Here is a 22562-nt window from a genome sequence, read left to right as displayed (position 1 = left end):
GTGAAGGCTATCCGTCGATTCACCGTGCGCCCCGTCATCCCGGAGTCCCTGCTGCCGCTCACCGACCTCGCGCGCAATCTGCGCTGGTCGTGGCATACCGAGACCCGCGAACTCTTCCAATCCGTCGACCCCGAGGGCTGGCAGGCCGCCGGCGGAGATCCCGTCCGGCTGCTCGGCACCGTCTCCGCCGCCAGGCTCGAGGAACTGGCGGCGGACCGCCGGTTCCTGCGGCGCCTCGCCGTCGCCGCCGCCGACCTCGATGACTACGTCAACGGCGGGAGGTGGTACCAGAGCCAGGAGAACGTCGCGCAACTTCCGTCCGCCATCGCCTATTTCTCCCCCGAGTTCGGGATCACCGCCGCCCTGCCCCAGTACTCCGGCGGCCTCGGCATCCTCGCCGGGGACCATCTGAAGGCCGCCAGCGACCTCGGAGTCCCGCTCATCGGCGTGGGACTCCTCTACCGGCACGGCTACTTCCGCCAGTCGCTCTCCCGCGACGGCTGGCAGCAGGAGCACTATCCCGTCCTCGACCCCAACGAACTCCCGCTCGGCCTGCTCCGCCAGGAGGACGGCACCCCCGCCCGCGTCTCGCTGACCCTGCCCGGCGGCCGCGCCCTGCACGCCCACATCTGGCAGGCACGCGTCGGGCGCGTACCGCTGCTGCTCCTCGACTCCGACGTCGAGGACAACGACGCCGCCGCCCGGGAGGTGACCGACCGGCTCTACGGCGGCGGCAGCGACCACCGGCTGCTCCAGGAAATGCTGCTGGGCATCGGCGGGGTGCGCGCGGTGCGCGCGTACTGCGGGATCACCGGCCATCCCGCGCCCGAGGTCTTCCACACCAACGAGGGCCACGCCGGGTTCCTGGGACTCGAACGCATAAGGGAACTGGAACGGGAGCAGGGCCTCGGCTTCGACGCCGCGGTCGAGGCGGTGCGCGCCGGGACCGTGTTCACCACGCACACCCCCGTTCCGGCCGGGATCGACCGCTTCGAGCGGAGCCTGGTCGCCCGGCACTTCGGCGACGGCGGGGAACTGGCCGGCGTACCGGTCGAACGGATCCTGGAACTGGGCGCCGAGTCCTTCCCCGGCGGTGACCCCGGCGTGTTCAACATGGCGGTGATGGGGCTGCGGCTGGCCCAGCGGGCCAACGGCGTGTCCACCCTGCACGGCGCGGTCAGCCGGGAGATGTTCGCCGGCCTGTGGCCCGGCTTCGACCCGGCCGACGTGCCCATCACCTCCGTGACCAACGGGGTCCACGCCCCGACCTGGGTGGCACCCGAGGTCGTCCGGCTCGGCGCCCGCCAGATCGGCGCGGGCCGCACCGAGGACGCCCTGTCGGTCGGCGGCTCCCGGCGCTGGGACGCCGTCGCCGACATCCCCGACCAGGACGTGTGGGACCTGCGCCGGGTGCTCCGCGAGCAGCTGGTGCAGGAGGTACGGGACCGGCTGCGGGCATCGTGGCTCCAGCGCGGGGCCGCTGCCGCCGAACTGGGCTGGGTGGACTCCGTACTCGACCCCGACGTGCTGACCATCGGCTTCGCCCGGCGCGTGCCCTCGTACAAGCGGCTGACCCTGATGCTGCGCGACCCGGACCGGCTGCGCAGGCTGCTGCTGGACCCGGAACGGCCGGTGCAGATCGTCGTCGCGGGGAAGGCGCACCCGGCCGACGACGGCGGCAAGCGGCTCGTGCAGGAGCTGGTGCGCTTCGCGGACGACCCGCGGGTGCGGCACCGGATCGTCTTCCTGCCCGACTACGGCATGGCCATGGCGCAGAAGCTCTACCCGGGCTGCGACGTCTGGCTGAACAACCCGCTGCGCCCGCTGGAGGCGTGCGGCACGAGCGGCATGAAGGCCGCGCTGAACGGCTGTCTCAACCTGTCCGTCCTGGACGGCTGGTGGGACGAGTGGTTCGAGCCGGACTTCGGCTGGGCCATCCCGACCGCCGACGGGCTCGGTGCGGACGAGGACCGCCGGGACCACCTGGAGGCCGGCGCCCTCTACGAGTTGATCGAGGGCCGGGTCGCACCGCGGTTCTACGACCGGGCCGGGCGCGCCGGGCTCCCGGTGCGGTGGATCGAGATGGTCCGGCGCACGCTCGTGTCGCTGGGACCGAAGGTCCTCGCCGGGCGGATGGTGCGCGAGTACGTGGAGCGGCTGTACGCACCGGCCGCGCTCGCCCACCGCTCCCTGACCCCCGACGCGGCGCGGGACCTCGCCTGGTGGAAGGGCCGGGTCCGGGCGTCGTGGCCGCTGGTGGGCGTCGAGCACGTGGAGGCGCTGGCCGCGGCTCCGGTGAACGGCACGGCGGAGCTCGGGGCCACCCTGACGCTGCGGGTGCAGGTGTCGCTGGACACGCTGGCGCCCGAGGACGTGGAGGTCCAGGCGGTGGCGGGCCGGGTGGACCCGCAGGACGTGATCCGTGACGGGCGGACCTTCCCGCTCAAGCCGGCCGCCGGCCCCGACATGGAGGGGCGCTGGGTGTACGAGGGTCCGCTCGCCCTCGACCGCACCGGGCCCTTCGGCTACACGGTCCGCATCCTGCCGACGCATCCGCTGCTGGCGACCCCGGCCGAACTGGGCCTGGTCGCGTCCCCGGCGGGCACGGACGCCGGCGGCGGGGTGCTGCTGCGCTGACCCGGACGTGAGCGTGAGAGCGGGCGGGCGGCGGCCATCCGCCGCCCGCCCCTCTCACGTGGCCGGTGGGGGACCGGCTGACCCGGCTGACCCGGCGGATCCGGCTGACCCGGCGGATCCGGTAGGGCTCCATGGGACAGGGCCGCCCGGGGAGGTCTTCTCCCGGGCGGCCCCGTGTCATCTGCCGGCTCAGCTGTCGCTCACGCTGCCCCGGAGGGTCAGAAGGTGAGCTTCCAGCTGTTGATGTAGCCGGTGTCCAGGCTGGCAGCGTCGCGGACGCGGAGCTTCCATGTGCCGTTGGCGACCTCGGAGGAGGCGTTCACGGTGAAGGTCTGGACGATGTTGTCCGCGCTGCCGCCGGAGCGGTTGCGCAGGTTGTACACGCTGCCGTCGGGGGCGACCAGGTCGACCACCAGGTCACCGACGTAGGTGTGGACGATGTTCACGTCCACCTTCAGCGTGCTCGGGGCGTTGCCCGTACGCGTCACCGCGATCGGGGACTCGACCGTCGCGTTGTCCGCGATCTGGTAGTCGTTCGTGTTCTCGAAGACGTTCTGCTGGCCGGTGCCGACGGTCCAGGTGAAGGACGCCGTGCCGGTCTTGCCCTGCGAGTCGGTCACCGTGACGGTCACGTTGGACGTGCCCGCGGTGGTGGCCGTACCGGAGATCAGGCCGGTGGAGGCGTTGATCGACAGGCCGGCCGGCAGGCCGGTCGCCGCGTAGCTCAGCGCACCCGGGTTCGTGCTGGTGGCCTGGACCTGGAGGCTCACCGCGGTGTTGATCTGGGTGGTCTGGTTGGCGATCGGGGTGACCGAGACGCCGCTCACGATGCGCGGGCCGACGTTGATGGCCGCCCAGGCGTTCGCCGCGTTGTTGTAGGTGGTCGAGCCGGCGCCGTACAGGTCGGCCGCCGCCTGCAGGGTCGCCGTACGGGCGGCCGCGTAGTTGGTGTTCGACTTGAACAGACCGGTGGTCAGCGCGCGGAACCAGATCTTCGAGGCGGCGTCGCGGCCGATCGCGGTGACCGGGAGACCGTCCGAGGTCGGCGAGTCGTAGCTCACGCCGTTGACGACCTTGGCGCCGGAGCCCTCGGAGGCCAGGTAGTACCAGTGGTTGGCCGGGCCCGAGGAGTAGTGGACGTCGATCGAGCCGATGCCCGAGTACCAGGCGTCCTTGGACGAGCCGTCCTTGCTCGGCTTGTCCATGTAGCGCAGCGGGGTGCCGTTGCCGCGGATGTCGATCTTCTCGCCGACCAGGTAGTCGCCGACGTCCTGCGGGTTGTTGGCGTAGAACTCGACCGCCGCCGCGAAGATGTCGGAGGTGGCCTCGTTCAGGCCGCCGGGCTCACCGCTGTAGGTCATGTTGCCGGTGACCGAGGTCAGGCCGTGGGTCATCTCGTGCGCGGCCACGTCGGTGGAGGTGAGCGGCTTGGCGTTGCCGTCACCGTCGCCGTACGTCATGCAGAAGCAGGAGTCCTGCCAGAACGCGTTCACGTAGTTGTTGCCGTAGTGGACCCGGCTGTACGGGGCGACGCCGTCGTTGCGCAGGCCGTTGCGGCCGTGCACGTTCTTGTAGTAGTCCCACGTGACCGCGGCGCCGTAGTGCGCGTCGGCGCCGGCCGTCTCCAGGTTGGAGGGCAGGCCGTTGCCCCAGGTGTCGTCCGGGCCGGAGAAGAGCGTGCCGGTGCCGGACGTACCGCGGTTGAGGTTGTAGGTCTTGTGGCTGCCGCGCGCGGCGTCGGTGAGGTTCCAGGTGCTGCCCGACTGCGTGGTGCCGAGGGTCACCTGGCCGCTGTACATCGTGTTGCCGGTGCCGGTCTCGACGGCCTGCCACTCGGTGATCTTGGCGCCGGTCCTGGCGTCGGTCACCACGTGCAGCTCGTTCGGCGTGCCGTCGTGCTGGAGGCCGCCGACGACCGTCTCGAACGCGAGCACCGGGACGCCCTCGGCCGCCCAGATCACCTTGCGGGCGTTCTTGGAGGGCTTGGCCTCCTTCGAGCCTTCGGCGTTGGCGGCGGAGACCGCCTGGCTCTCGGCGGCGGCCGGGGTGACCGAGGCCTCGGTGGTCGCGACCTTGATCTCGTGCTGGGTCGCCTTCGTCACACTCTTGGTGACGCCGTTCTTGGCGTGGACGGTGAGGTCGCCGCCGAGCACGGGCAGACCGTCGTAGGTCCGCTCGTACGTGGTGTGCGTCGTACCGTCCGCATCCTGGACGACGTCGCGGACGATGAGCTTCTCGCCACTGCCGAGGCCGAGCGCCTTGGCGGCCTGCGCGGTGGTCGAGTTGGCTTCGGCGAGGAGCGTCGCACGCTCCGATGCGCTGAGTACGCGGTTGGCCGCGCCCGGGTTGGACTGGGCGGCCTTGGGTGCCTGTGACGCGGTGGCGTCGGCGGTGGCGGTTCCGGTCTGTATACCTACGGCGAGCAGGGCTGCCGCGGCAACGAGCGCGCCCGCCGCGGTGGCACGCCTCTGGGGGGTGGACCTCAACGCAGACTCCTTCTGCAAGGGGGGTTCCGGATGGCTGGGTGGGCCTCCGGGCAGAGCAGGTGCGGTGCGATGAACGGTCGAAGATTGCCACTTGGCGCGTCGGATGTCAGGGCCGCGTCAAAATGTTGGCCGGAAACGGTTCGTTGTTCGAAGATGCATATCCGGTATCCGGACCCTTCACCTTCGTGTGCGCGCAGGGTCTCCGGGATGCGGAACGCCTGCTACCGGTTGCTAACACTTGCGCAACAAGGGGCTGGGTTGACCGAAACGGCGTTTACCGTACGGGTGTTTGTCGTACTGTTTGCCGGTGCGGCAGATGTTCATCGCCAGGGGAAGCCATGGACACTTGCCACTGTCATAGACCACGTGCCAGGGGGGCCCATGAGGCATGTTCATTTTCCTGCGCAAAGAGTGGCCAGGGCGGCCCATGGAACCCTGGCGCCCGCGCGGCGCCTCGGGGACAAGGCCCGCTGGTACCGTCCGGCCGCGATAGCCGCCGACTTCTTCGGCGCGGCCGTTCCCGTGGGACTCGTCTTCGACGCCGCCCAGCAGGTCCGTCCCGTCTACTGCGCCCTGGCCGCCGCCGTGGCGTGGACCGGCATCCAGGCGCTGCGGCGCCGGTACGCCACCCGGGCGCTCGGCGAGTCCCGCGGAGTGCTCCCGGTCCTCCATGACTGGCTGATTCTGATCGGCGTCCTGGCCGTGGCGCGCGTGGTGACGGAGGAGGACACGCCCCGTCTGTCCGCCCTCGGAGCCCTGCTGCCCGCTCTGCTGATCACCGTAGCCTGCCACAAATTGACCTACCGTCACCTCTCGGCCGCCCGCCGCGAGGCCCAGGCCGTGAGCCGCGTGCTGGTGATAGGGGAGCCCGACGCGGCCGAGGACGTCATCGCGCACCTCGCCGCCCGCACCGACCACCCGTACGTCGTCGTCGGCGTCGTCCCGGTCGGTACGGGGCCGCTCGCCAGCGGAGTCCCCGTGGCGGCCCGGCTCGACGCCGACGCGCCCGAGGCCCCCGGTGTCGACTCCGCGGCCGTGCTCGGCGCGGTCCTCACCCACCACGCCGACCTGGTGCTGGTGGCCCCCGGCGTGCGCATCACCGGGGAGCGGCTGCGCCGCGTCGCCTGGGCCCTGCACGACGCGGGCCTCGAACTCGCCGTCTGCCCGGGGCTGGTGGAGGTCTCCGTCAAGCGCCTGGAGACCCTCTCCGCGGGCGGACTCGCCGTGTTGCGCGTCGCGCCGCCGGTCAGCCGCGGCGTGCAGACGCTGCTCAAGTCGGTGCTGGACCGGGTGGGCGCCGCGGCGGGCCTGCTGCTGCTCTCCCCGTTCTTCCTCGGGATCGTCCTCGCGATCCGCTTCGGCTCGCGCGGTCCGGCCTTCTACCGGCAGCGGCGCATCGGCCGCGACGGGGTGCCCTTCGTCATGTGGAAGTTCCGCACGATGGTGGTGGACGCCGACGCCCGCAAGGCCGAACTGGCCGGGGCCAACGAGAACGACGGCCTGATGTTCAAGATGCGGCGCGACCCCCGGGTCACCCGGGTGGGCCGGCTCCTGCGCCGCACGTCCCTGGACGAGCTGCCGCAGCTCGTCAACGTGCTCATCGGCGACATGTCGCTGGTGGGCCCGCGCCCGCCGCTGCCGGAGGAGGTGGCCCAGTACGACGAGGTCGAGCTGCGCCGGCTCACCGTGCGGCCCGGGATGACGGGCCTGTGGCAGATCAGCGGCAGGTCGGACCTCTCCTGGGACGAGACGATCCAGCTGGACCTGCAGTACGTCGACAACTGGTCCTTCACCAGTGACGTCGACGTGATGGGCCGTACGCTCCGCGCCGTCGTCGACGGTCGCGGAGCCTACTGAGGGGCCGAGGCCGCCTGTGCGATCAGCTCTGCTCGCGCCACCACGTGTACGTGGAGGCGATGCCGTCCCGCAGCGGGATGCCGGGCTTCCAGCCGAGCGAGGTCAGGCGGCCGACGTCCAGCAGCTTGCGGGGCGTCCCGTCCGGCTTGGAGGTGTCCCACGCGAGCCGGCCCCGGAAGCCGGTCACTTCGGCCACCGTCTCGGCCAGTTCGCGGATGGTGAGGTCCTCGCCGCAGCCGATGTTGACGGGCTCGTCGCCGTCGTAGCTCTCCAGCAGCACGGCACAGGCCGCGGCCAGGTCGTCCACGTGCAGGAACTCCCGCCGCGGGGTGCCGGATCCCCACAGGGTGACCTCCTCGCGGCCCTCCGCGGCGGCCTCGTGGAAGCGCCGGATGAGCGCGGGCAGGACGTGCGAGGTCTCCAGGTCGAAGTTGTCGCCGGGCCCGTAGAGGTTCGTCGGCATCGCCGAGATGTAGGAGGCCCCGTACTGCTTGCGGTACGACTGCACCTGGACGATGCCGGCGATCTTCGCGAGGGCGTAGGCCTCGTTGGTCGGCTCCAGCGGGCCGGTCAGCAGGGCGTCCTCGTGGATCGGCTGCGGCGCCAGCTTCGGGTAGATGCAGGACGATCCGAGGAACAGCAGCCTGCCCACACCGGCGGCGTGGGAGCCGCCGATCACGCTGAGCTGGATCTGCAGGTTCTCCTCCAGGAACTGCACCGGGTACGTGCTGTTGGCCATGATCCCGCCGACCTTGGCGGCGGCCAGCACGACGGCGTCCGGGCGGACGTCCTTCAGGTACGCACCGGTTGCGGCGGCGTCGCGCAGGTCGAGGTCGGCACGGCCCCGGGTGAGCACCTCATGGCCGTCGGCGGTGAGCCGCCGGGCGACCGCGGACCCCACGAGGCCGCGGTGGCCCGCGACGAAGACGCGGGCGTTCGGGGGGAGGAGCGGCAGCGAACTTGTCATACCGCCGATGATGCCAGTCCGCTCCCGCAGGGGTCGCAGTGGTCCACGGCCCGCCACCCGGCCCCGACTGCCGGCGACCGGCCCCGTCCTTCGGCCGCAGGCCGGGTCCGGGGCGCGACGACACTGGCCGCCGGACCGCGGCCTGGCGGGTCGGCGGGCGGCTCCGGAACCGCGGGCGTGCCGGGCGGCGTCCGCAGCACAGAGCGGCGGACGCCCCGCAGGGGGCGCCTGTGGGCGGCCGTGTACGGTACGCATCCGGCCGCCCGACCGCGGCCCGACCGCACGGTGCGCCGCCCCGCAGGGCCCGCTCCGCACCCGCCGCGAGGCGACGCGTCACAACGACACACAGCAACCACCAACAAGGGGACCCCATGGGCAAGACCGCACTGATCACCGGAGTCACCGGACAGGACGGCTCGTACCTCGCCGAGCTCCTGCTCTCCAAGGGCTACACGGTGCACGGTCTCGTGCGGCGGTCCTCCAGCTTCAACACGGAGCGGGTCGACCACATTTACCAGGACCCGCAGACGGCCAACCGGTCCTTCGTCCTGCACCACGCCGACCTCTCCGACGGCGTCGCGCTGGTGAACCTGCTCCGCGACATACGCCCCGACGAGGTCTACAACCTCGGTGCCCAGTCCCACGTCCGCGTCTCCTTCGACGCCCCGCTCTACACGGGCGACGTGACCGGCCTCGGCGCGCTGCGGCTGCTGGAGGCCATCCGGGCCAGTGGCGTCGACACCCGCATCTACCAGGCCTCGTCCTCGGAGATGTTCGGGTCCACCCCGCCGCCGCAGAACGAGCAGACCCCGTTCCACCCGCGCAGCCCCTACGGTGCCGCGAAGGTCTTCGCGTACTGGACCACGGTGAACTACCGCGAGGCGTACGACATGTTCGCCGTCAACGGCATCCTCTTCAACCACGAGTCCCCGCGCCGCGGCGAGACCTTCGTGACCCGCAAGATCACCCGCGCGGTCGCCCGCATCAAGGCCGGTCTGCAGGACCACCTCTACCTCGGCAACCTCGACGCAGTCCGCGACTGGGGCTACGCCCCCGAGTACGTCGACGCCATGTGGCGCATGCTGCAGCAGGACGAGCCCACCGACTACGTCGTCGCCACCGGTGTGGCCGCCACCGTCCGCGAGTTCGTCGAGTCGTCCTTCTCGCACGCCGGTCTCGACTGGACCGAGCACGTGCGCTACGACGCCAAGTACGAGCGCCCCAGCGAGGTCGACGCCCTCATCGGCGACGCCTCCAAGGCGCAGGAGCTGCTTGGCTGGAAGCCGTCGGTGCTGGTGGCCGAACTCGCCCAGATCATGGTGGACGCCGACATCCGCCAGGTCGAGGACCAACTGGCGGGCGTGACAGTCCGTATCGACCGCTGAGGGCTTATATTTCCCCTACGATTTGCCGTGTTCTGGTCACGCGGGCGGTTCCACGCCCGTGTGGCCGGGGCAAACGTGCCGTATGTCCCTAGTGCACCCTCCATGCTGAACCTTTGATTCCAAGTTGGTATGCAATGGGTCAAGGGAGGTGACCAGGCCCCCGCGTGAGCCCTAGTCTGCGCCAGATACATATGGCTGTTCGGATAGTTCCAGCCATCAAACCGGGCAATTGCCCTGGGGGGCTCATGCGTAGATCAAGAGGGCTGACTGCCGCCCTCGTACTGTCACTGGCCGGTGCGGGCACCGGTATAGGCCTGGTGTTGATGCCGCAGGCGTCCGCCATCACGGCCCCGGTGGCATTCACCGCCGACGAACTGCCGACCTGGCAGCCGGACGGCATCGTCTGGGCGATGGCCCAGGCCGAAGGCACCGTCTTCGCCGGCGGCACCTTCTCCGCCGTCCGCCCGCCCGAGGGCGTGGCGGGTGCCGAGCAGGAGGCCGTGAACTTCGTGGCACTCGACGCCGCGACGGGCAAGCCGACCTCCTGCAAGCTGGCCTTCACCGTCGGCGACGGCACCGCGACGGTGCGCACGCTGGTCGTCTCGAAGGACAAGAAGACCCTCTACGCGGGCGGCTACTTCGGCGCCGTCAACGGCACCCCCGTCTCCAGCGTGGCGGCCATCGACATCGCGAGCTGCACCCCCAAGGCCGCGTTCCACCCGGGCTTCCCCGCGACCGTGCGCGGACTCGCCGTCACGGACGACACCCTGTACGCGGCGGGTGACTTCACCACCGTCGAGGGCCAGACCCGCGAGCGGTTCGCCGCCGTGGACGCGTCCTCCGGTGCGCTCAAGCCCTTCGTCGCCAACGTCGACGAGCCGGGCCGGGCGATCGAGGTCACCCCCGACGGCAAGAACGTACTGCTGGGCGGAGACTTCTTCACGGTCAACAACGCCAACAGCCACGCGCTGGCCGTCGTCGACGCCGCGTCCGGCGCCGTGAAGAAGACCTACACCAACATCCCGTCGAACTCGGTCGTCAAGGACATCTCCACCGACGACACGGGCTTCTACACGGGCAACGAGGGCTCCGGCGGCGGTGTCTTCGACGGCCGCATCGGCCTGCGCCTGAGCGACTTCACCGAGAAGTGGCGTGACCGCTGCCTCGGCGCCACGCAGTTCGTCCTGCCGTACGAGGGCGTCCTCTACAGCTCCTCGCACGCGCACGACTGCTCCACCGAGCAGGAGTTCCCCGACGGCAAGCGGCACTTCCTGCTGGCCCAGCCGACCAACCACGAAGGCGCCGCCCCCGCGCCCGTGGACGGCTTCGTGCGCGGCCCGGCCAAGCTGGGCTGGCACCCCACGGCCAACGACGGTCTCGGCGAGGGCATCGGCCCGCGCGTGATGGCCGTGGCCGAGAAGAACGACGTCAAGTACATGTGGGTCGGCGGTGAGTTCACCCTCATCAACGGCAAGGCCCAGCAGGGTCTGACCCGCTTCGCCTCCACCGGCGACGTCGGCGCCCCGACCGCCCCGGTCGTCAGCGCCTCCAGCGTCAAGCCGGGCGAGGTCCAGGTCCGCTGGCGGACCAGCTACGACGCGGACGACAGCAAGCTGACGTACCGTATCTACCGCAACGGCTCGGCCACCCCGGCCGCCACCGTCACCGCCGGCTCGCTGGAGTGGGAGCGCCCGCAGGCCTCCTGGAACGACACCACCGTCAAGGCCGGCCAGTCGTACACCTACCGCGTGACCGCGACCGACGCCGCCGGCAACACCAGCGCCCTGTCGGCCACCACCTCGGTGACCGTCCCGACGTCGGTCCAGTCCTACCCGAACCAGGTCCGCACCGACGGCGCCGAGCTGTACTGGCGCTACGACGACACGGTCAGCCCCTACGTCGCCGACACCTCGGTGTCCGGCAACCGCAGCGGCGTCCAGGTCAACGCCCCCGCCCTGAAGCAGTCGCCCGGCGCCGTCCCCGGCAGCACGGCGATGGGCTTCAACGGGACCAGCCAGCAGGTGCACAGCGACCGCCGCCAGACGGTCGGCAACACCTTCACCATCGAGACCTGGTTCAAGACCAACACCCTCCGCGGCGGCAAGCTGATCGGCTTCGGCAACAACACCACGCGCAGCAGCGGCTCGCACGACCGCCACATCTACATGACGAACACCGGCCGCCTGGTGTTCGGCGTCTACAACGGCTCGGCCCGGACGGTCTCCACCGGCCTGTTCGAGACGTACAACGACAACAAGTGGCACCACGTGGTCGGCACCCAGGGCCCCGGCGGCATCACGCTGTACGTCGACGGCCAGAACAAGGGCTCGCTGAACGCCACCAGCAACAGCAACTACGCGGGCTACTGGCACGCCGGCGGTGACAACCTCTCCGGTTGGCCGACCCGTCCGACGAGCAACTTCTTCGCCGGTCAGCTCGACGAGACCGCCGTCTACCCGACGACGCTCACCCAGGCCCAGGTCAAGAACCACTTCGACCTGGCCAAGGCCCCCACCGACACGGTCTCCACGGTCAAGACGACCGAGGACACCTACATCAACCAGGGCGCCCCGAGCACCACCTACGGCACCGCCACCTCGCTCGCCGTCCGCGGCAGCGGCTCGCTGTACCAGGCGTACATGCGCTTCGACCTGCCGGCCGCCCCGGCCGGCCAGGTCCTGAAGTCCGCCTCGCTGCAGTTCAAGACCAGCACCCAGGCGAGCGCCGGCACCGCCGACACCGTCTCCGTGGTCCCGGTCACCGGTACCTGGAGCGGCGCGAGCACGTCGTTCAACACCAAGCCGGCCCTCGGCGCCACCCCGCTCGGCAGCATCGCGGGCGTGCCGGACGGCTCGGCCGTGCACAACGTCGAACTGGACGCCGCCGCGGTCACCGCGGTGCTGGGCAGCAGCTACAGCCTGGGCCTGACGAGCAACGGCAGCGACCCGCTGTGGCTCTGGGCCTCGGAGTCCACGGCCGCGGAGGGCACTCCGCAGCTGGTGCTCACCTTCGGCGCGAAGTAGTACGAAGCACCGCCTGACGGAATGCGGGGCCCGGCTGCGTGGCCGGGCCCCGCACTCCTGTGCACACCCCCGCGGGGGTGTGCACACGGATCACGGCCGGACCGCTTGATCCGGCCCCGGTCCACCGCACACCCCCTTGAGTACGGGAGCCACCCGATGTACCGACGCTCCGCGGCCGCTGTCCTGCTCGCCGCCGCCCTGACGCTGACCGCCTGCAGTTCGGGCGGGGACGACGCCGACGCCCAGGCCAAGCCGAAGCCCCCGGCCTCGTCGGCGGCCCCCGACCCGGCGGACACCCCGGCCCCGTCGGCGCCCGCCCCCGACGCGAAGCCGACCGGCCCCGTCCTGCCCGACGCCAAACTGACCCCGAAGACGGGCAGCTTCACGGCGGAGGAGAAGAAGTACCTGAGCGGCCGGGTCCCGGAGAAGATGGACCCGGCGGCCGTCCTGCAGACGGGCCAGGAGGCCTGCCAGCGGGTGACGCGCACCGCCAAGCGCGACAAGGACGCGGCGACCGGCGCCGTCATCACCGGCGAGATCCAGGGCGCCAAGGACGCGATCACGCACCTGTGCCCGGACCAGAAGCCCATCCTCGCCGCCGCCGAGAAGGGCTTCCCCGAAGGCCCCCGCACCTCTCCCGCGGCGGGTAACTACCGTGCGCTGACCCAGGCCACGAACTGCACCTGGGAGGCCAAGGGCAAGGACGGCTCCGTCCTCGCCTCGGGCCCCGAGACCCCGCCCAAGGCCGGCGACAAGATCACGGCCACGATCCCGGCCGGCACCGCGGAGTTCAACTCCTCCGGCTGCTACGCCTGGATCCCCGCGTAACACCTCACCACCGCACCACCCCAGCGGCGAAACGCCCCGCAGGACCGGACTTCCGGCCCCGCGGGGCGTTTTCATGCCCGAAGGCCGGGTAGTCGCGCGGTCACAGTCACCACACCGGAAGGCGGACCCATGGGCATCGGCGGATGCATAGGCCTGATCGTGGTGGGCGCCATCCTCACCTTCGCCAGCGACTGGGAGATGGAGAGCGTCAACCTCGACCTGGTCGGCCTGATCATGATGGCGGTGGGCGGGATCGGCCTCGCCGTCTACACCAGCATCTACAAGCGGCGCCGGGCCACGGGCGCGATCCCCGTGGTGGAGGAGCACCGCCGGGACGTCATCTGACGCGGGGTCTCAGCCGCGCAGCGCCGCCCCGTACACCGGCAGCAGCGTGTCGAGGACGGCGTCCATGGAGAACGACCCGTCGGCCAGCGTGCGCGCCGCCAGCGAGGCCCCGCGGTTCGCCGCCGGGTCCAGCAGGTCCAGGACCGCGGTGGCCACGCCCGCGGGACCGGCGTCGACCGCGCGGCCGGCTCCCGCCCGCGCGATGTCCCTGGCCAGGCCGTTGGAGTGGGTCACCACCGAGGGGACACCCACCGCGAGGGCCTCCAGGACGGACATCGGGAACGGCTCGTCCACCGAGGGCAGGACGTAGACGTGGGCCCGGCGCAGCTCCGCGAGCACCTGCTCGCCGGACAGCGCCCCGGGGACCGTGAACCGGTCCGTCAGCCCCAGCGCCCCGATCCGGGCGCGTACGGCCCCCAGTTCGCCCTCGTCCGGGCCCGCGACCACGAAGTGCGCGTCCGGGTGCTCCGTAAGGACTGCCGGGGCGGCGTCCACGAAGTCCACCGGCCGCTTGCGGGCCTGCAGGCGCGCGGAGTACAGGATGCGGGGCGCCCCCTGCAGTGCGGGCCGTTCCTCCTGCGCGGGGGTCCCGTTGACCAGCCGGACCGCGTTCCCCAGCGGCGCGCCGACCACCGCGTCCAGGCCCTCCCGCTCGTGCGGGGTCAGGTACAGGACGGTGTCCGCGCCGCGCAGCAGACGGCGTACCGCCACCGCGTCCAGCACCTTCGCCAGGAGCTTCTCGCTCGGGTCCACCATGCCGTGGGTCTGGAGCACCAGCGGCTTGCCCGCGCGCAGCGCCGCCAGCGCCACCGGCAGGGTCACCAGGTCGCGCGCCAGGTGGACGTGGACCACGTCGGCATCGCGCACCAGGCGGCCGGCCGAGGCCAGCAGCGCCGGCGAGGTCATGCCGCTGAAGCCGAGGGGGAGCAGCCGACGGGCCGGAAACAGCTTCGCCGGCACGCCCTCCACGGAGGTCGGCCACTCCTCGAAGCCGTCGCCCAGCGCCAGCAGCCGCGCCTCGTGCCCGCGGGCCCGCAGCCCCTTGGCCAGGTTCAGCGCGACCCGCACCGGGCCGCCGAAGGCGTGTGAGGGGGAGTGCAGGGTGACGGCGTGCAGGACTCTCATCGCGGCACTCACTTGGGCTCCTCCACCGGGCGGCGCCGCCCGTCCTGGGTCTGCAGCGTCAGTTCCGGCAGGTCCTTGTGCACCACGGCCCCCGCGCCCGCGACGGCGCAGCGGCCGACGGTCACCCCGGCCAGCACGGTCGCCCGGACCGCCACCCAGGCGCCGTCCTCGACGCTGATCGGCGCGTTGCGGTAGCGGAAGTCGGCGGCCCGGTGGTCGTGCGAGCCGGTGCACAGCATGGCCTCCTGCGAGAGGCACACGTGCGAACCGATGGTCACCGGCTCCAGGTTCAGCACCCACACGCCCTCGCCGATCCACGCGTGGTCCCCGACGGTGAGCTTCCACGGCCACAGCACGCGGACCTTGTGCCGGATCAGCACGCCCTCGCCGATCTTCGCCCCGAAGGCCCGCAGCAGCGAGACGCGCAGCCGGGCCGGACAGAACCAGGCCATGAACACCGTGTTCATCACGGCGAACCAGAGCGCCTGCGTCAGCAGCCCGCGCCCCTTGTCGTACCCGGCCAGCGTGAAGGAAGGAAGATCACGCAACAGATGCCCCCATCGTGCTCTCGGCCGCGACCTCCCCGGGCGCGGCCCGCTCAGACTAGACTGCGCGCGGACCAGGCACATCGGGTGGGGGCGGCAGTGACGACGGACATACGCAAGCCCTCCGCAGCACCGGCCGGGCCGGTCGTCCCGTCCCCCTTCGAGGACGAGAGCATGTGGGGCCGGGAGACCCTCCCGCGCACGCTGCTCTCCCGGGCGCTGTCCGTACCGCTCGCGCTCGGATTCACCGTCTTCCTGCCGCTGTTCGTCGCCGTCCAGACGGGCGCGGGCGCCCGCGACGCGGCCTTCTGGTTGCAGCTCCTGCTCACCATGTACGCGGGCGCCCGGCTCTCGGCGATGGTGCTCACCAGCCGCCGCAAGCTCCTCCAGGGCTCCTTCTGGCTCTTCGTCTACATGGCCATGGGCGTGGCCCCGCTCGCACAGGCCGTCCTCGGCCAGGTCCCGACGCCGGTCGTCGGCCCGCGTTCCGACCTGACCGTCGCCATCGGCCTGGTCCTGCTCGGCTGCACGGCCTTCGACGTCGGCGTGCTGCTGGCCCGGCACCGGCCGGCCGGGCGCGCGGGCGGCTCCCAGAAGGCGTCGCGGCCCGTCATGGCGCACCGGCGCCGGCTCCAGCTGCTGACGGTCCTGTCGTTCCTGTGCAGCGCCGCCTTCATCATGAAGCTGGGCGGCCCCGCGGTGTTCTTCTCCAGCCGTCAGGAGATCATCGCCGGTATCCAGGAGGCGGGCGTCTCCAACGGCGACGGCCAGGCCGGCCAGGCCCTGCTGCGCGGCTTCGGCACCGTCCCGGCCCTGCTCTCCCTGCTCCTCTACACCCGCTGGCTGATCACGTCGAAGTTCGCCCGCCGCAAGGTGTCGATCATCGTCACGTGGGCGGCGCTCGCCGGGCTCAACCTGATCGTCAACAACCCGATCTCGAACCCGCGGTACTGGTTCCTGACGGTCATGTTCGCGCTGCTGTTCACCGTCTTCCCGGTGAGCGCGGCGATGTACCGGGTGGCGCTGTCGATGGCGGTGGTCGTCGCCCTCCTGATCTTCCCGTTCGCGGACCGCTTCCGCTACGACGAGAAGAACTACCGGCCGGTCGAGACGACGTCCTTCCTGGAGCCGATGGCGCTCAAGGACTACGACCAGATCGGCATGTTCGCGAACACCATCACCTTCTCGGAGTCGGGCCCCGGGCACTTCTACGGGCGCCAGCTGGCCGGGTCGATCTTCTTCGCGGTGCCGCGGTCGGTCTGGGAGGGCAAGCCGAGGGACACCGGCGTGATGGTCGGCCAGTGGATGGGCACGGTCAACACCAACCTCTCCTCGCCGATCTGGGCGGAGCTGTGGCTGGACTTCGGTCCGTTGGGCATGGGCGCCGGCCTGCTGGGCATGGGCTACGCCGCCGCGCGCGTCGACCGGCGCTACGCGAAGCGGGCCACGCGGCGGTCACCGCCGGGCAGCCTCATCTCGGTGGTCGTCCCGCTGGTCGCGGGCTACTCCTTCATCCTGCTGCGCGGACCGCTGCTCCAGGCCTCGGGACGCGTCGCGATCGCGGCCCTCTGCCTGGCGCTGGTCGCGACCCACCGCACGGACAAGTCCACCACCCTCCGCTGACGCGCCCCCGCCACCGGGGCTGGAGGAACCCGGGCTCCGCCCCGAACTGCGCACCCCGAACCCCGCCGGCTACCGCCGGCAGGTGCCGCCCCCGGCGAGGCCGGATGTGCCGGCGCCGTCCGGCACGTCGGGCGGGCGGGGCGGGGAGAGGCGCTCCGCGCAGCGGTCAGGCCGCGGTGGAGGCCGCCCGCCGGGGCTCCTCGGGCTGCGGAGCAGCGGGGTCCAGGCGAGCGACACGCCACCAGGCGGCCAAGGCCTTGAGGGCCGAGCCGGCCGCCAGGCCCCAGGCGGCGCCCGCCACACCCCACACCGCGTACCCGCCCAGCAGCAGCACCACGGACAGCAGCGAGAAGACCACCTGCAGCGAGAGCGTGGCCTTCGGGGCGAGCACCCGCAGGGTCAGCAGCGCACACGTTCCCAGCCCCATCACCGCGTACTGCGCCCCCGTGGCCGGCAGCAGCGCGGACGCCGACGCCCAGGTGTCGCCGAGCAGTTCCCGGCCCAGCCGCTCCGGCAGCAGGTACAGGGCGGTCGCCCAGCCCGCGCCGACCGCGGCCAGCACCAGGCCCAGCGCCGCCGTCGCCCGTACCGTGGCGCGCTTGCCGCCGAGCCGCCCGAGCACCGGCGGCCCGAACGCGTTCGCCGAGTTGAACAGCACGTTCAGCGGCCCGAACAGGGTGGTCGCACCCCGCAGCGCACCCACGGCCAGCGGCGTGGCGAAGACGCCGAGACCCAGCACGGCGAGCTGGCTGGAGCCGTTGCCCACCGCGAACTCGACCACGAACCGCTGCCCGAGATGGCCGCGGCGCAGGTACGGCCGCAGGTCCGTGCGGGAGTCGCGTACGTACGGCCGCAGCAGCCACAGGCCGAGGCCCAGCGCCGGCAGCGCGGAGAGGCCCCACGCCAGCACCAGCCGCTCCGCCGAGGCCCCTTCGGGCTGCAGGGCCAGCGCCGCGACCACGCACACCAGCCGCAGCGCGTCCGCGGCCAGCGCCCGTTCGGGGGCGCGTAGCGCGGAGAAGCAGTAGCGCAGCCCGTCCTGGAGGAGCACCAGCGGCAGGACGAGGCCCAGCGAGAGGAAGGCCCGCCCGATGGCCCCGGGGAGCGCCAGGCCCACCGCCGCGAGCAGCAGGCCCGCGGCGGCCGACGCGGCTCCCGTGAAGCCGGCGGCCGAACGGCAGGCCGCGGCGAGTCCCTCGCCCTTCTCCAGGACGAGGCTCTGGCCGACGTAGGCCATGTTCAGCCCGAGGAGCACGCTGAAGGCCACGTACACCATGGAGAAGTCGGCGAAGGCGGAGGCCGAGGACAGCCGCGCGGCCAGCACCAGCACCAGGATGTTGGTGGCGCTGGAGGCGGCCTGGTCCAGGACCGAGGCGACGGCGGCGAGGCCGCGTCGGCTCACCTGCGGCCCATGCGCACGGTGCGCAGCGCGACGGTGTCGGTGCCGTCACCGGGGATGTGCTGCTCGGGCTCGGCCACCTCGTAGGGGATCGGCTGGGGCTGCGGCGCGGAGTTTCCCGGCTTCGCGGGGGCCGCCGGGCCGGCGGGGGCCGGTCCGCCCTTGCCGCCCTTGTTCTTGCCGCGCTTCTCGCCGGGCAGCGGCGCGTGCAGCACCGCGCCGAGCACGGTGCCGCCGGCGCCGCTGATGAGTTCGCGGATCCGGATGAGGTCGGTGCGGTGGATGGCGCGCGGGTCGCTGACGACCAGGACGCCGTCGACACGGTCGACGAGGGCGAGGGCGTCGGCGTACGAGAGCACGGGCGGCGCGAGCACGACGACGGTGGAGTTGGGGGCGTCGGCCTCGGAGATCAGCCGGGTGGCGCGGGCGGAGGTCAGCGCACGCGGCACGTTGCGCGCCCGGTCGCCCGGGATGAGGTCGAAGGAGCCGGACTCGCCGGCGTCCACGACGAGCTGGCGGCCGTCGGGCCACTCGGAATCGGAGTGGCGCCCGGGCGCGGGCGTGCCGCCCTGGCCCTGGCTCCAGCGGGGGCGGCCGCCGGCGTCGGTCGGCAGCTGGCTGGCCAGCACCGGGGTGCGCAGGTCGGCCTCGATGAGCAGGACGTCCTTGCCGGTCTCCGCGAAGGAGGCGGCGAGGTTGACGGCCACCGCGGCCGCGGTCTCGCTGCTGCCGCGCGGCGCGACGACGAGGAGCCGGCGCCGGTCGGCGAAGCGGGAGTCGTAGGCGAGGCGGAAGGCCACCGAGCGGTACTCCTCGGCGAGCCGGGGGTCGGCCTCACCGGCGGCGAGCAGCGGCCCGCCGCCCGTCCGGTCCCGCGGCAGGTAGCCCAGTACGGGGGCGCGCAGGGCGCGGGCCACGTCGCCCTCGGAGCGCGGCGCCGGGTCGAAGACCAGCCGGACCCAGGCGGCCAGCAGGCCGAGAGCGAGGCCCACGGCCGCGCCGAGCGCGAGGGACATGAGGATGCCGGGGCCGTCGGTGGCGGTGGGCGCGGTCGCGGCGCTGGTGACGCGGCCCGGGGTCATGTCGAGGGCCTCGAGCTTGGTGATCTTGGTGTTGTAGCCGCCGACCTCGCTCTGCAGGTCGGTCTTGGCGGAGCTGGCGGCGTCGCGCCCGGCTCCGGCCGGCATCCGGGCGATCTCCTTGGAGAGTTCGTCGAGCTGCTTGGCGATCGGGTCGCGCTGCTCCTTGTAGCCCTTGACCATCTTGTCGCGGGTGGCGTCGAGGGACTCCTGCCGCTTGAGCAGGTAGGCCTCGGTCATCGCGTTGGCGCGCTTGGCGGCCTCCTTGGGGGAGTCCGCGGTGTAGGTGAAGCGCAGCACCATCGTCTGGGGCGGGTTGGTCACCTGCAGGCCGGCGCGCAGGGCGGCGAAGTCCTTCGCGGACACCCCGAGCTTCTTCGCCGCCTCGTTGGCGATGGAGGAGCTGAGCGCGACCTGGCGCTCGGAGCCGATGTTGATCGCCTTGTCCGGGGCGAGGCTCGGGTTGAACGGGTCGTCGGTGGGCGCGCGCAGCACCACGTCGGCGGTGGCGACGTAGGTGTCGGCGGTGGATATGCCGAGGTAGACGCCGCCCAGCAGGCCGACGGCGATGCCCGCGCCGATCAGTCTGCGGTAGCGCAGGAGCTGCCGGAACTGGTCCCTGAGGAGGTCGGGTTCGTCGTCGGCCGGTGCCGCTGCCGGGCGGTTCGTCTCGATCACGGCCGGGTTCCCCCAAGTGCTTCGTCTATCAGTGCGTCGATGCGGGCCAGGCCCGCTTCACGGCTCAGGTGGGCCGCCACGTGGCGGGGTCCGGCCGCTCCCAGTGCGTCCGCGCCCTCGGGGTCCTCCGCCAGGGCCCGCACGGCCTTCAGCAGGGCCTCGGGGTCCTCCGGCGGTACGAGCACCCCTGCGCCCGAGCGCTCCACCTCCTGGGCGGTCCCGCCCTCCGCCGCCACGGAGGCGACGACGGGCCGGCCGGTCTGGAAGTAGGAGGTCAGCTTCGACGGGACGCTCATGTCCAGCACGGCGGCGTGCTGTGTGACCGCGAGAACGTCCGCCGCCGCGAGGATATCCGGGAACTCGCCGTCAGCGGCAGGGGGGATGATGTCCAGATTCGGCACGTCCGCGGAGAGGTCCGCGAGGGCGGAGCGCTGACTGCCGTCGCCCATCAGGACGAAGCGGACCTTGGGGTCCAGCCTGGCGGCGCCCACGAGGACTTCGAGTCCCTGCTTGAGGCCCATGTTCCCGGAGTGCAGGACGACGGTCTCGCCGGGGCCCCAGCCGAGGTGGCGGCGGGTCTCGCCGCGCGGCTTGGTGGGCTTGGGCACGTGGGACCAGTTGGGGACCAGGCGGATCCGGCCGGGGTCCACGCCCATGCCCACGACCCGTTCCACGAAGGTCTCGTGGATGACGCCGACGAGGGTGGCCCGCTTGAGGGCGTACGCCTCGGCACGGCCGGCGATCGCGGCCGCCTTGTCGCCGCCGCTGATCCCGCTCTGCGCGGCGGCGGCGCCCATGAGGTCCTGGACGACGGGGACGTAGGGGACCTTCCAGCGCGCCGCGAGCCGGGCGGCGAGCACTCCGCCGGCCAGGCTGGGCATCTGGGCGAGCACCGCATCGGGCCTGGGCATCCGCGGCGGTGCCACGGAGCCGTGCAGGAGAATCGATCCTTCGAACAGGGCGCGCTTCACGGCGGTCTGGCGGGGCGGCACGGTGTGCGCGCGCCGGTGCACGGTGACCCCTGCGCGCTGTTCCGTGCGCTGCAGCGCCCCCTTGTACTCCGGCTCGAGCGACCACGCCGGGTAGTGCGGCATGCCGGCGAGGACGTGCGTCTCGTGGCCGAGATCCGCCCAGTGCTCCGCGATCTGCGTCGCATACGGGCCGATGCCCGCGTGCTCCGGAGCGTAATTGGTGGAAACCAGCAGCATGCGCCGCTGACCGGATCTGGACACCGTGCGTCCCCTCTTCCCCTGGATGATGCGCACGTCACCCTATTCGTTCACCCGCGTGATGCGGAACGTGCACGCTATTGTCTGCTAATCCGCTGCACCGGGGGGTGTGGCCGCTGGGGATGAAGAGATGACGGGGCGGTACATGTCCGACATTGGAGCGCCTGCGCGCCGACCGTATCGAGTCGGCTACGCGCCGGGCGCCTACGATCTGTTCCATATCGGGCACCTCAACATCCTCCGGCACGCCCGGAGCCAGTGCGACTACCTGGTCGCCGGAGTGGTCTCCGACGAGATGGCCGAACTCGCCAAGGGCCGCCGCCCGATGATCCCGCTCGTCGAGCGCCTGGAGATCGTGCGCAGCGTCAAGTACGTCGACGCCGCCTTCGTCGAGACGGTCCCGGACAAGGTGGAGACCTGGAAGCAGGTCCGCTTCGACGTCATCTTCAAGGGCGACGACTGGCGCGGCACCCCCAAGGGCGACAAGCTGGAGAAGGACTTCGCCGCCCACGGCGTCGACGTCGTCTACTTCCCCTACACCGTGCACACCTCCAGCACCCAGCTGCGCCGGGCGCTGGACGCGCTCGCCGGACCCGCCCCGGCGCCGGGGCAGGTCACCGGCGAACGGCGCTGAGCTCCCGGAACCACTTGGCGAGGAAGGCCAGCAGGAACAGCGCGGCGACCACGCCCAGTCCGGCGTACGCCCAGGCGAACAGCCGTCCGCCGCCGAGCAGCAGGAACACCAGGCAGAACACCCCGTAGTCCACGGGCAGCAGCACCACCGCGCGCACGGTCGACGGCGCGGCGGCGGGGCTGCCCGGAGCGGGCCTGGGCTTGAGCTTCTCGGTCAGCAGGCCGCCGAAGAAGGTGACGACGGCGGCGAACTGGAAGCCGAGCGGCACCAGGAGCCAGCCGTGGGCCGTCGTGCCGTACTCCTCGGGGAAGCGGTAGAACGCGATCAGCACGCACGAGTGGAGCGCCGTGAGCTTCGCGGCGTCCACGACGTGGTCCAGCCACTCGCCGGCGGCGCTGCCGCCGCCGCGCAGCCGGGCCAGCTGTCCGTCGGCCGAGTCGAAGGCGAAGCCGACCGCGAGCGCGGCCCACACCGCGAGCCCCAGAGCCCACGAGGGCCCGGTCAGCGCGACCGCGGCCACCGCGGCGAAACTGAAGGCGGCGCTGATCAGCGTCACCTGGTTCGGCGTGAGCCCGAGGGCGTACGAACCGGCGGCCAGGTAGCGCCCGGTGGGCCGGTTCACGAACCGCGAGTAGAGCGACACCCCCTTCGCCGACTTCTGCGCCCCGCGCAGTTCCCGCAGCGCGGTCCCGACTCTGCCCATGCAGGGGCTCCCCTCAGCG

At 72.1% G+C, this 22562-nt stretch carries 16 protein-coding genes; 8 read left to right on the top strand and 8 right to left on the bottom strand.

Going from position 1 to position 22562, the window contains the following annotated elements; genetic code table 11:
• Nucleotides 1-2637, top strand: coding sequence for an alpha-glucan family phosphorylase (gene glgP, locus IH80_RS0117000; RefSeq protein ID WP_030961355.1), 2637 nt, complete (start codon nt 1-3; stop codon nt 2635-2637).
• Nucleotides 2638-2855: 218 nt separating this feature from the next.
• On the opposite strand, the gene IH80_RS0116995 is transcribed toward glgP, so the two are convergent.
• The gene (locus tag IH80_RS0116995; protein WP_030961353.1) at nt 2856-5123 is read right to left on the bottom strand and encodes a M4 family metallopeptidase; all 2268 of its coding nucleotides are present in this window, start codon (nt 5121-5123) and stop codon (nt 2856-2858) included.
• 381 nt (nt 5124-5504) lie between these two features.
• Here IH80_RS0116995 and IH80_RS0116990 point away from each other — a divergent pair, with 381 nt between their 5' ends.
• Nucleotides 5505-6980, top strand: coding sequence for a sugar transferase (locus IH80_RS0116990; RefSeq protein WP_030961351.1), 1476 nt, complete (start codon nt 5505-5507; stop codon nt 6978-6980).
• 22 nt (nt 6981-7002) lie between these two features.
• Here the strand turns inward: IH80_RS0116990 and IH80_RS0116985 are convergent, their stop codons facing one another.
• Nucleotides 7003-7947 carry a GDP-L-fucose synthase family protein gene (locus IH80_RS0116985; protein WP_030961349.1) on the bottom strand — a complete coding sequence of 315 codons (945 nt, stop codon included), beginning with the start codon at nt 7945-7947 and terminating at the stop codon, nt 7003-7005.
• Nucleotides 7948-8318: 371 nt separating this feature from the next.
• Here IH80_RS0116985 and gmd point away from each other — a divergent pair, with 371 nt between their 5' ends.
• From gmd to IH80_RS0116965, 4 genes are all read left to right on the top strand, one after another.
• Nucleotides 8319-9332, top strand: a complete 1014-nt coding sequence (gene gmd, locus IH80_RS0116980; RefSeq protein WP_030961348.1) for a GDP-mannose 4,6-dehydratase — start codon at nt 8319-8321, stop codon at nt 9330-9332.
• Between the two features lie 245 nt (nt 9333-9577).
• Entirely contained in the window at nt 9578-12355 is a 2778-nt protein-coding gene (locus IH80_RS0116975) for a DUF7594 domain-containing protein (RefSeq protein WP_030961347.1), read from the top strand.
• 156 nt (nt 12356-12511) lie between these two features.
• Entirely contained in the window at nt 12512-13183 is a 672-nt protein-coding gene (locus IH80_RS0116970; protein WP_030961346.1) for a hypothetical protein, read from the top strand.
• 129 nt (nt 13184-13312) lie between these two features.
• On the top strand, nt 13313-13528 hold the full coding sequence (locus IH80_RS0116965) for a DUF6458 family protein (RefSeq protein WP_030961345.1): 216 nt from the start codon (nt 13313-13315) through the stop codon (nt 13526-13528).
• A gap of 9 nt (nt 13529-13537) precedes the next feature.
• On the opposite strand, the gene IH80_RS0116960 is transcribed toward IH80_RS0116965, so the two are convergent.
• Together IH80_RS0116960 and IH80_RS0116955 are read right to left on the bottom strand one after the other, a co-directional pair.
• Nucleotides 13538-14653 carry a glycosyltransferase gene (locus tag IH80_RS0116960; RefSeq protein WP_030961343.1) on the bottom strand — a complete coding sequence of 372 codons (1116 nt, stop codon included), beginning with the start codon at nt 14651-14653 and terminating at the stop codon, nt 13538-13540.
• Between the two features lie 8 nt (nt 14654-14661).
• Nucleotides 14662-15201, bottom strand: a complete 540-nt coding sequence (locus IH80_RS0116955) for a WcaF family extracellular polysaccharide biosynthesis acetyltransferase (protein ID WP_030961341.1) — start codon at nt 15199-15201, stop codon at nt 14662-14664.
• A gap of 171 nt (nt 15202-15372) precedes the next feature.
• Between IH80_RS0116955 and IH80_RS0116950 the strand changes: the two genes are divergently transcribed.
• Complete coding sequence (locus IH80_RS0116950; RefSeq protein WP_234432267.1) at nt 15373-16821, top strand: hypothetical protein; 1449 nt, start codon at nt 15373-15375, stop codon at nt 16819-16821.
• A 166-nt stretch (nt 16822-16987) separates the two neighbouring features.
• On the opposite strand, the gene IH80_RS0116945 is transcribed toward IH80_RS0116950, so the two are convergent.
• Genes IH80_RS0116945 through IH80_RS0116935 form a run of 3 tightly spaced genes read right to left on the bottom strand, consistent with a single transcriptional unit; the run spans nt 16988 to nt 21185 of the window.
• Complete coding sequence (locus tag IH80_RS0116945; RefSeq protein WP_030961339.1) at nt 16988-18223, bottom strand: hypothetical protein; 1236 nt, start codon at nt 18221-18223, stop codon at nt 16988-16990.
• On the bottom strand, nt 18220-19977 hold the full coding sequence (locus IH80_RS0116940; RefSeq protein ID WP_030961338.1) for an LPS biosynthesis protein: 1758 nt from the start codon (nt 19975-19977) through the stop codon (nt 18220-18222). The genes IH80_RS0116945 and IH80_RS0116940 overlap by 4 nt, the downstream gene beginning before the upstream one ends.
• The gene (locus IH80_RS0116935) at nt 19974-21185 is read right to left on the bottom strand and encodes a glycosyltransferase family 4 protein (RefSeq protein ID WP_051809425.1); all 1212 of its coding nucleotides are present in this window, start codon (nt 21183-21185) and stop codon (nt 19974-19976) included. The genes IH80_RS0116940 and IH80_RS0116935 overlap by 4 nt, the downstream gene beginning before the upstream one ends.
• Nucleotides 21186-21351: 166 nt before the next feature.
• Between IH80_RS0116935 and IH80_RS0116930 the strand changes: the two genes are divergently transcribed.
• Nucleotides 21352-21840: an adenylyltransferase/cytidyltransferase family protein gene (locus IH80_RS0116930; protein WP_030961336.1), complete on the top strand. Its 489-nt coding sequence runs from the start codon at nt 21352-21354 to the stop codon at nt 21838-21840.
• Here IH80_RS0116930 and IH80_RS0116925 read toward each other — a convergent pair.
• On the bottom strand, nt 21821-22543 hold the full coding sequence (locus IH80_RS0116925; protein WP_030961335.1) for a CDP-alcohol phosphatidyltransferase family protein: 723 nt from the start codon (nt 22541-22543) through the stop codon (nt 21821-21823). The two genes, IH80_RS0116930 and IH80_RS0116925, sit on opposite strands and share 20 nt — an antisense overlap.
• Nucleotides 22544-22562 lie beyond the last annotated feature (19 nt).

Origin of the sequence: Streptomyces sp. NRRL S-378, assembly GCF_000720645.1 — a bacterium.
In the GTDB taxonomy this organism is placed as follows: domain Bacteria; phylum Actinomycetota; class Actinomycetes; order Streptomycetales; family Streptomycetaceae; genus Streptomyces.
Note: the sequence above shows the minus strand (reverse complement) of the source record. Positions and strands in the feature narration are given on the sequence as shown.

What these genes read in the sequence shown, in the direction of transcription:
- IH80_RS0116985 (WP_030961349.1), bottom strand. Translation starts at nt 7,947, where the DNA reads ATGACAAGTTCGCTGCCGCTCCTCCCCCCGAACGCCCGCGTCTTCGTC.
- gmd (WP_030961348.1), top strand. Translation starts at nt 8,319, where the DNA reads ATGGGCAAGACCGCACTGATCACCGGAGTCACCGGACAGGACGGCTCG.
- IH80_RS0116935 (WP_051809425.1), bottom strand. Translation starts at nt 21,185, where the DNA reads ATGCTGCTGGTTTCCACCAATTACGCTCCGGAGCACGCGGGCATCGGC.
- IH80_RS0116965 (WP_030961345.1), top strand. Translation starts at nt 13,313, where the DNA reads ATGGGCATCGGCGGATGCATAGGCCTGATCGTGGTGGGCGCCATCCTC.
- IH80_RS0116975 (WP_030961347.1), top strand. Translation starts at nt 9,578, where the DNA reads ATGCGTAGATCAAGAGGGCTGACTGCCGCCCTCGTACTGTCACTGGCC.
- IH80_RS0116970 (WP_030961346.1), top strand. Translation starts at nt 12,512, where the DNA reads ATGTACCGACGCTCCGCGGCCGCTGTCCTGCTCGCCGCCGCCCTGACG.
- IH80_RS0116925 (WP_030961335.1), bottom strand. Translation starts at nt 22,543, where the DNA reads ATGGGCAGAGTCGGGACCGCGCTGCGGGAACTGCGCGGGGCGCAGAAG.
- IH80_RS0116930 (WP_030961336.1), top strand. Translation starts at nt 21,352, where the DNA reads ATGTCCGACATTGGAGCGCCTGCGCGCCGACCGTATCGAGTCGGCTAC.
- IH80_RS0116950 (WP_234432267.1), top strand. Translation starts at nt 15,373, where the DNA reads ATGTGGGGCCGGGAGACCCTCCCGCGCACGCTGCTCTCCCGGGCGCTG.
- IH80_RS0116990 (WP_030961351.1), top strand. Translation starts at nt 5,505, where the DNA reads ATGAGGCATGTTCATTTTCCTGCGCAAAGAGTGGCCAGGGCGGCCCAT.
- IH80_RS0116960 (WP_030961343.1), bottom strand. Translation starts at nt 14,653, where the DNA reads ATGAGAGTCCTGCACGCCGTCACCCTGCACTCCCCCTCACACGCCTTC.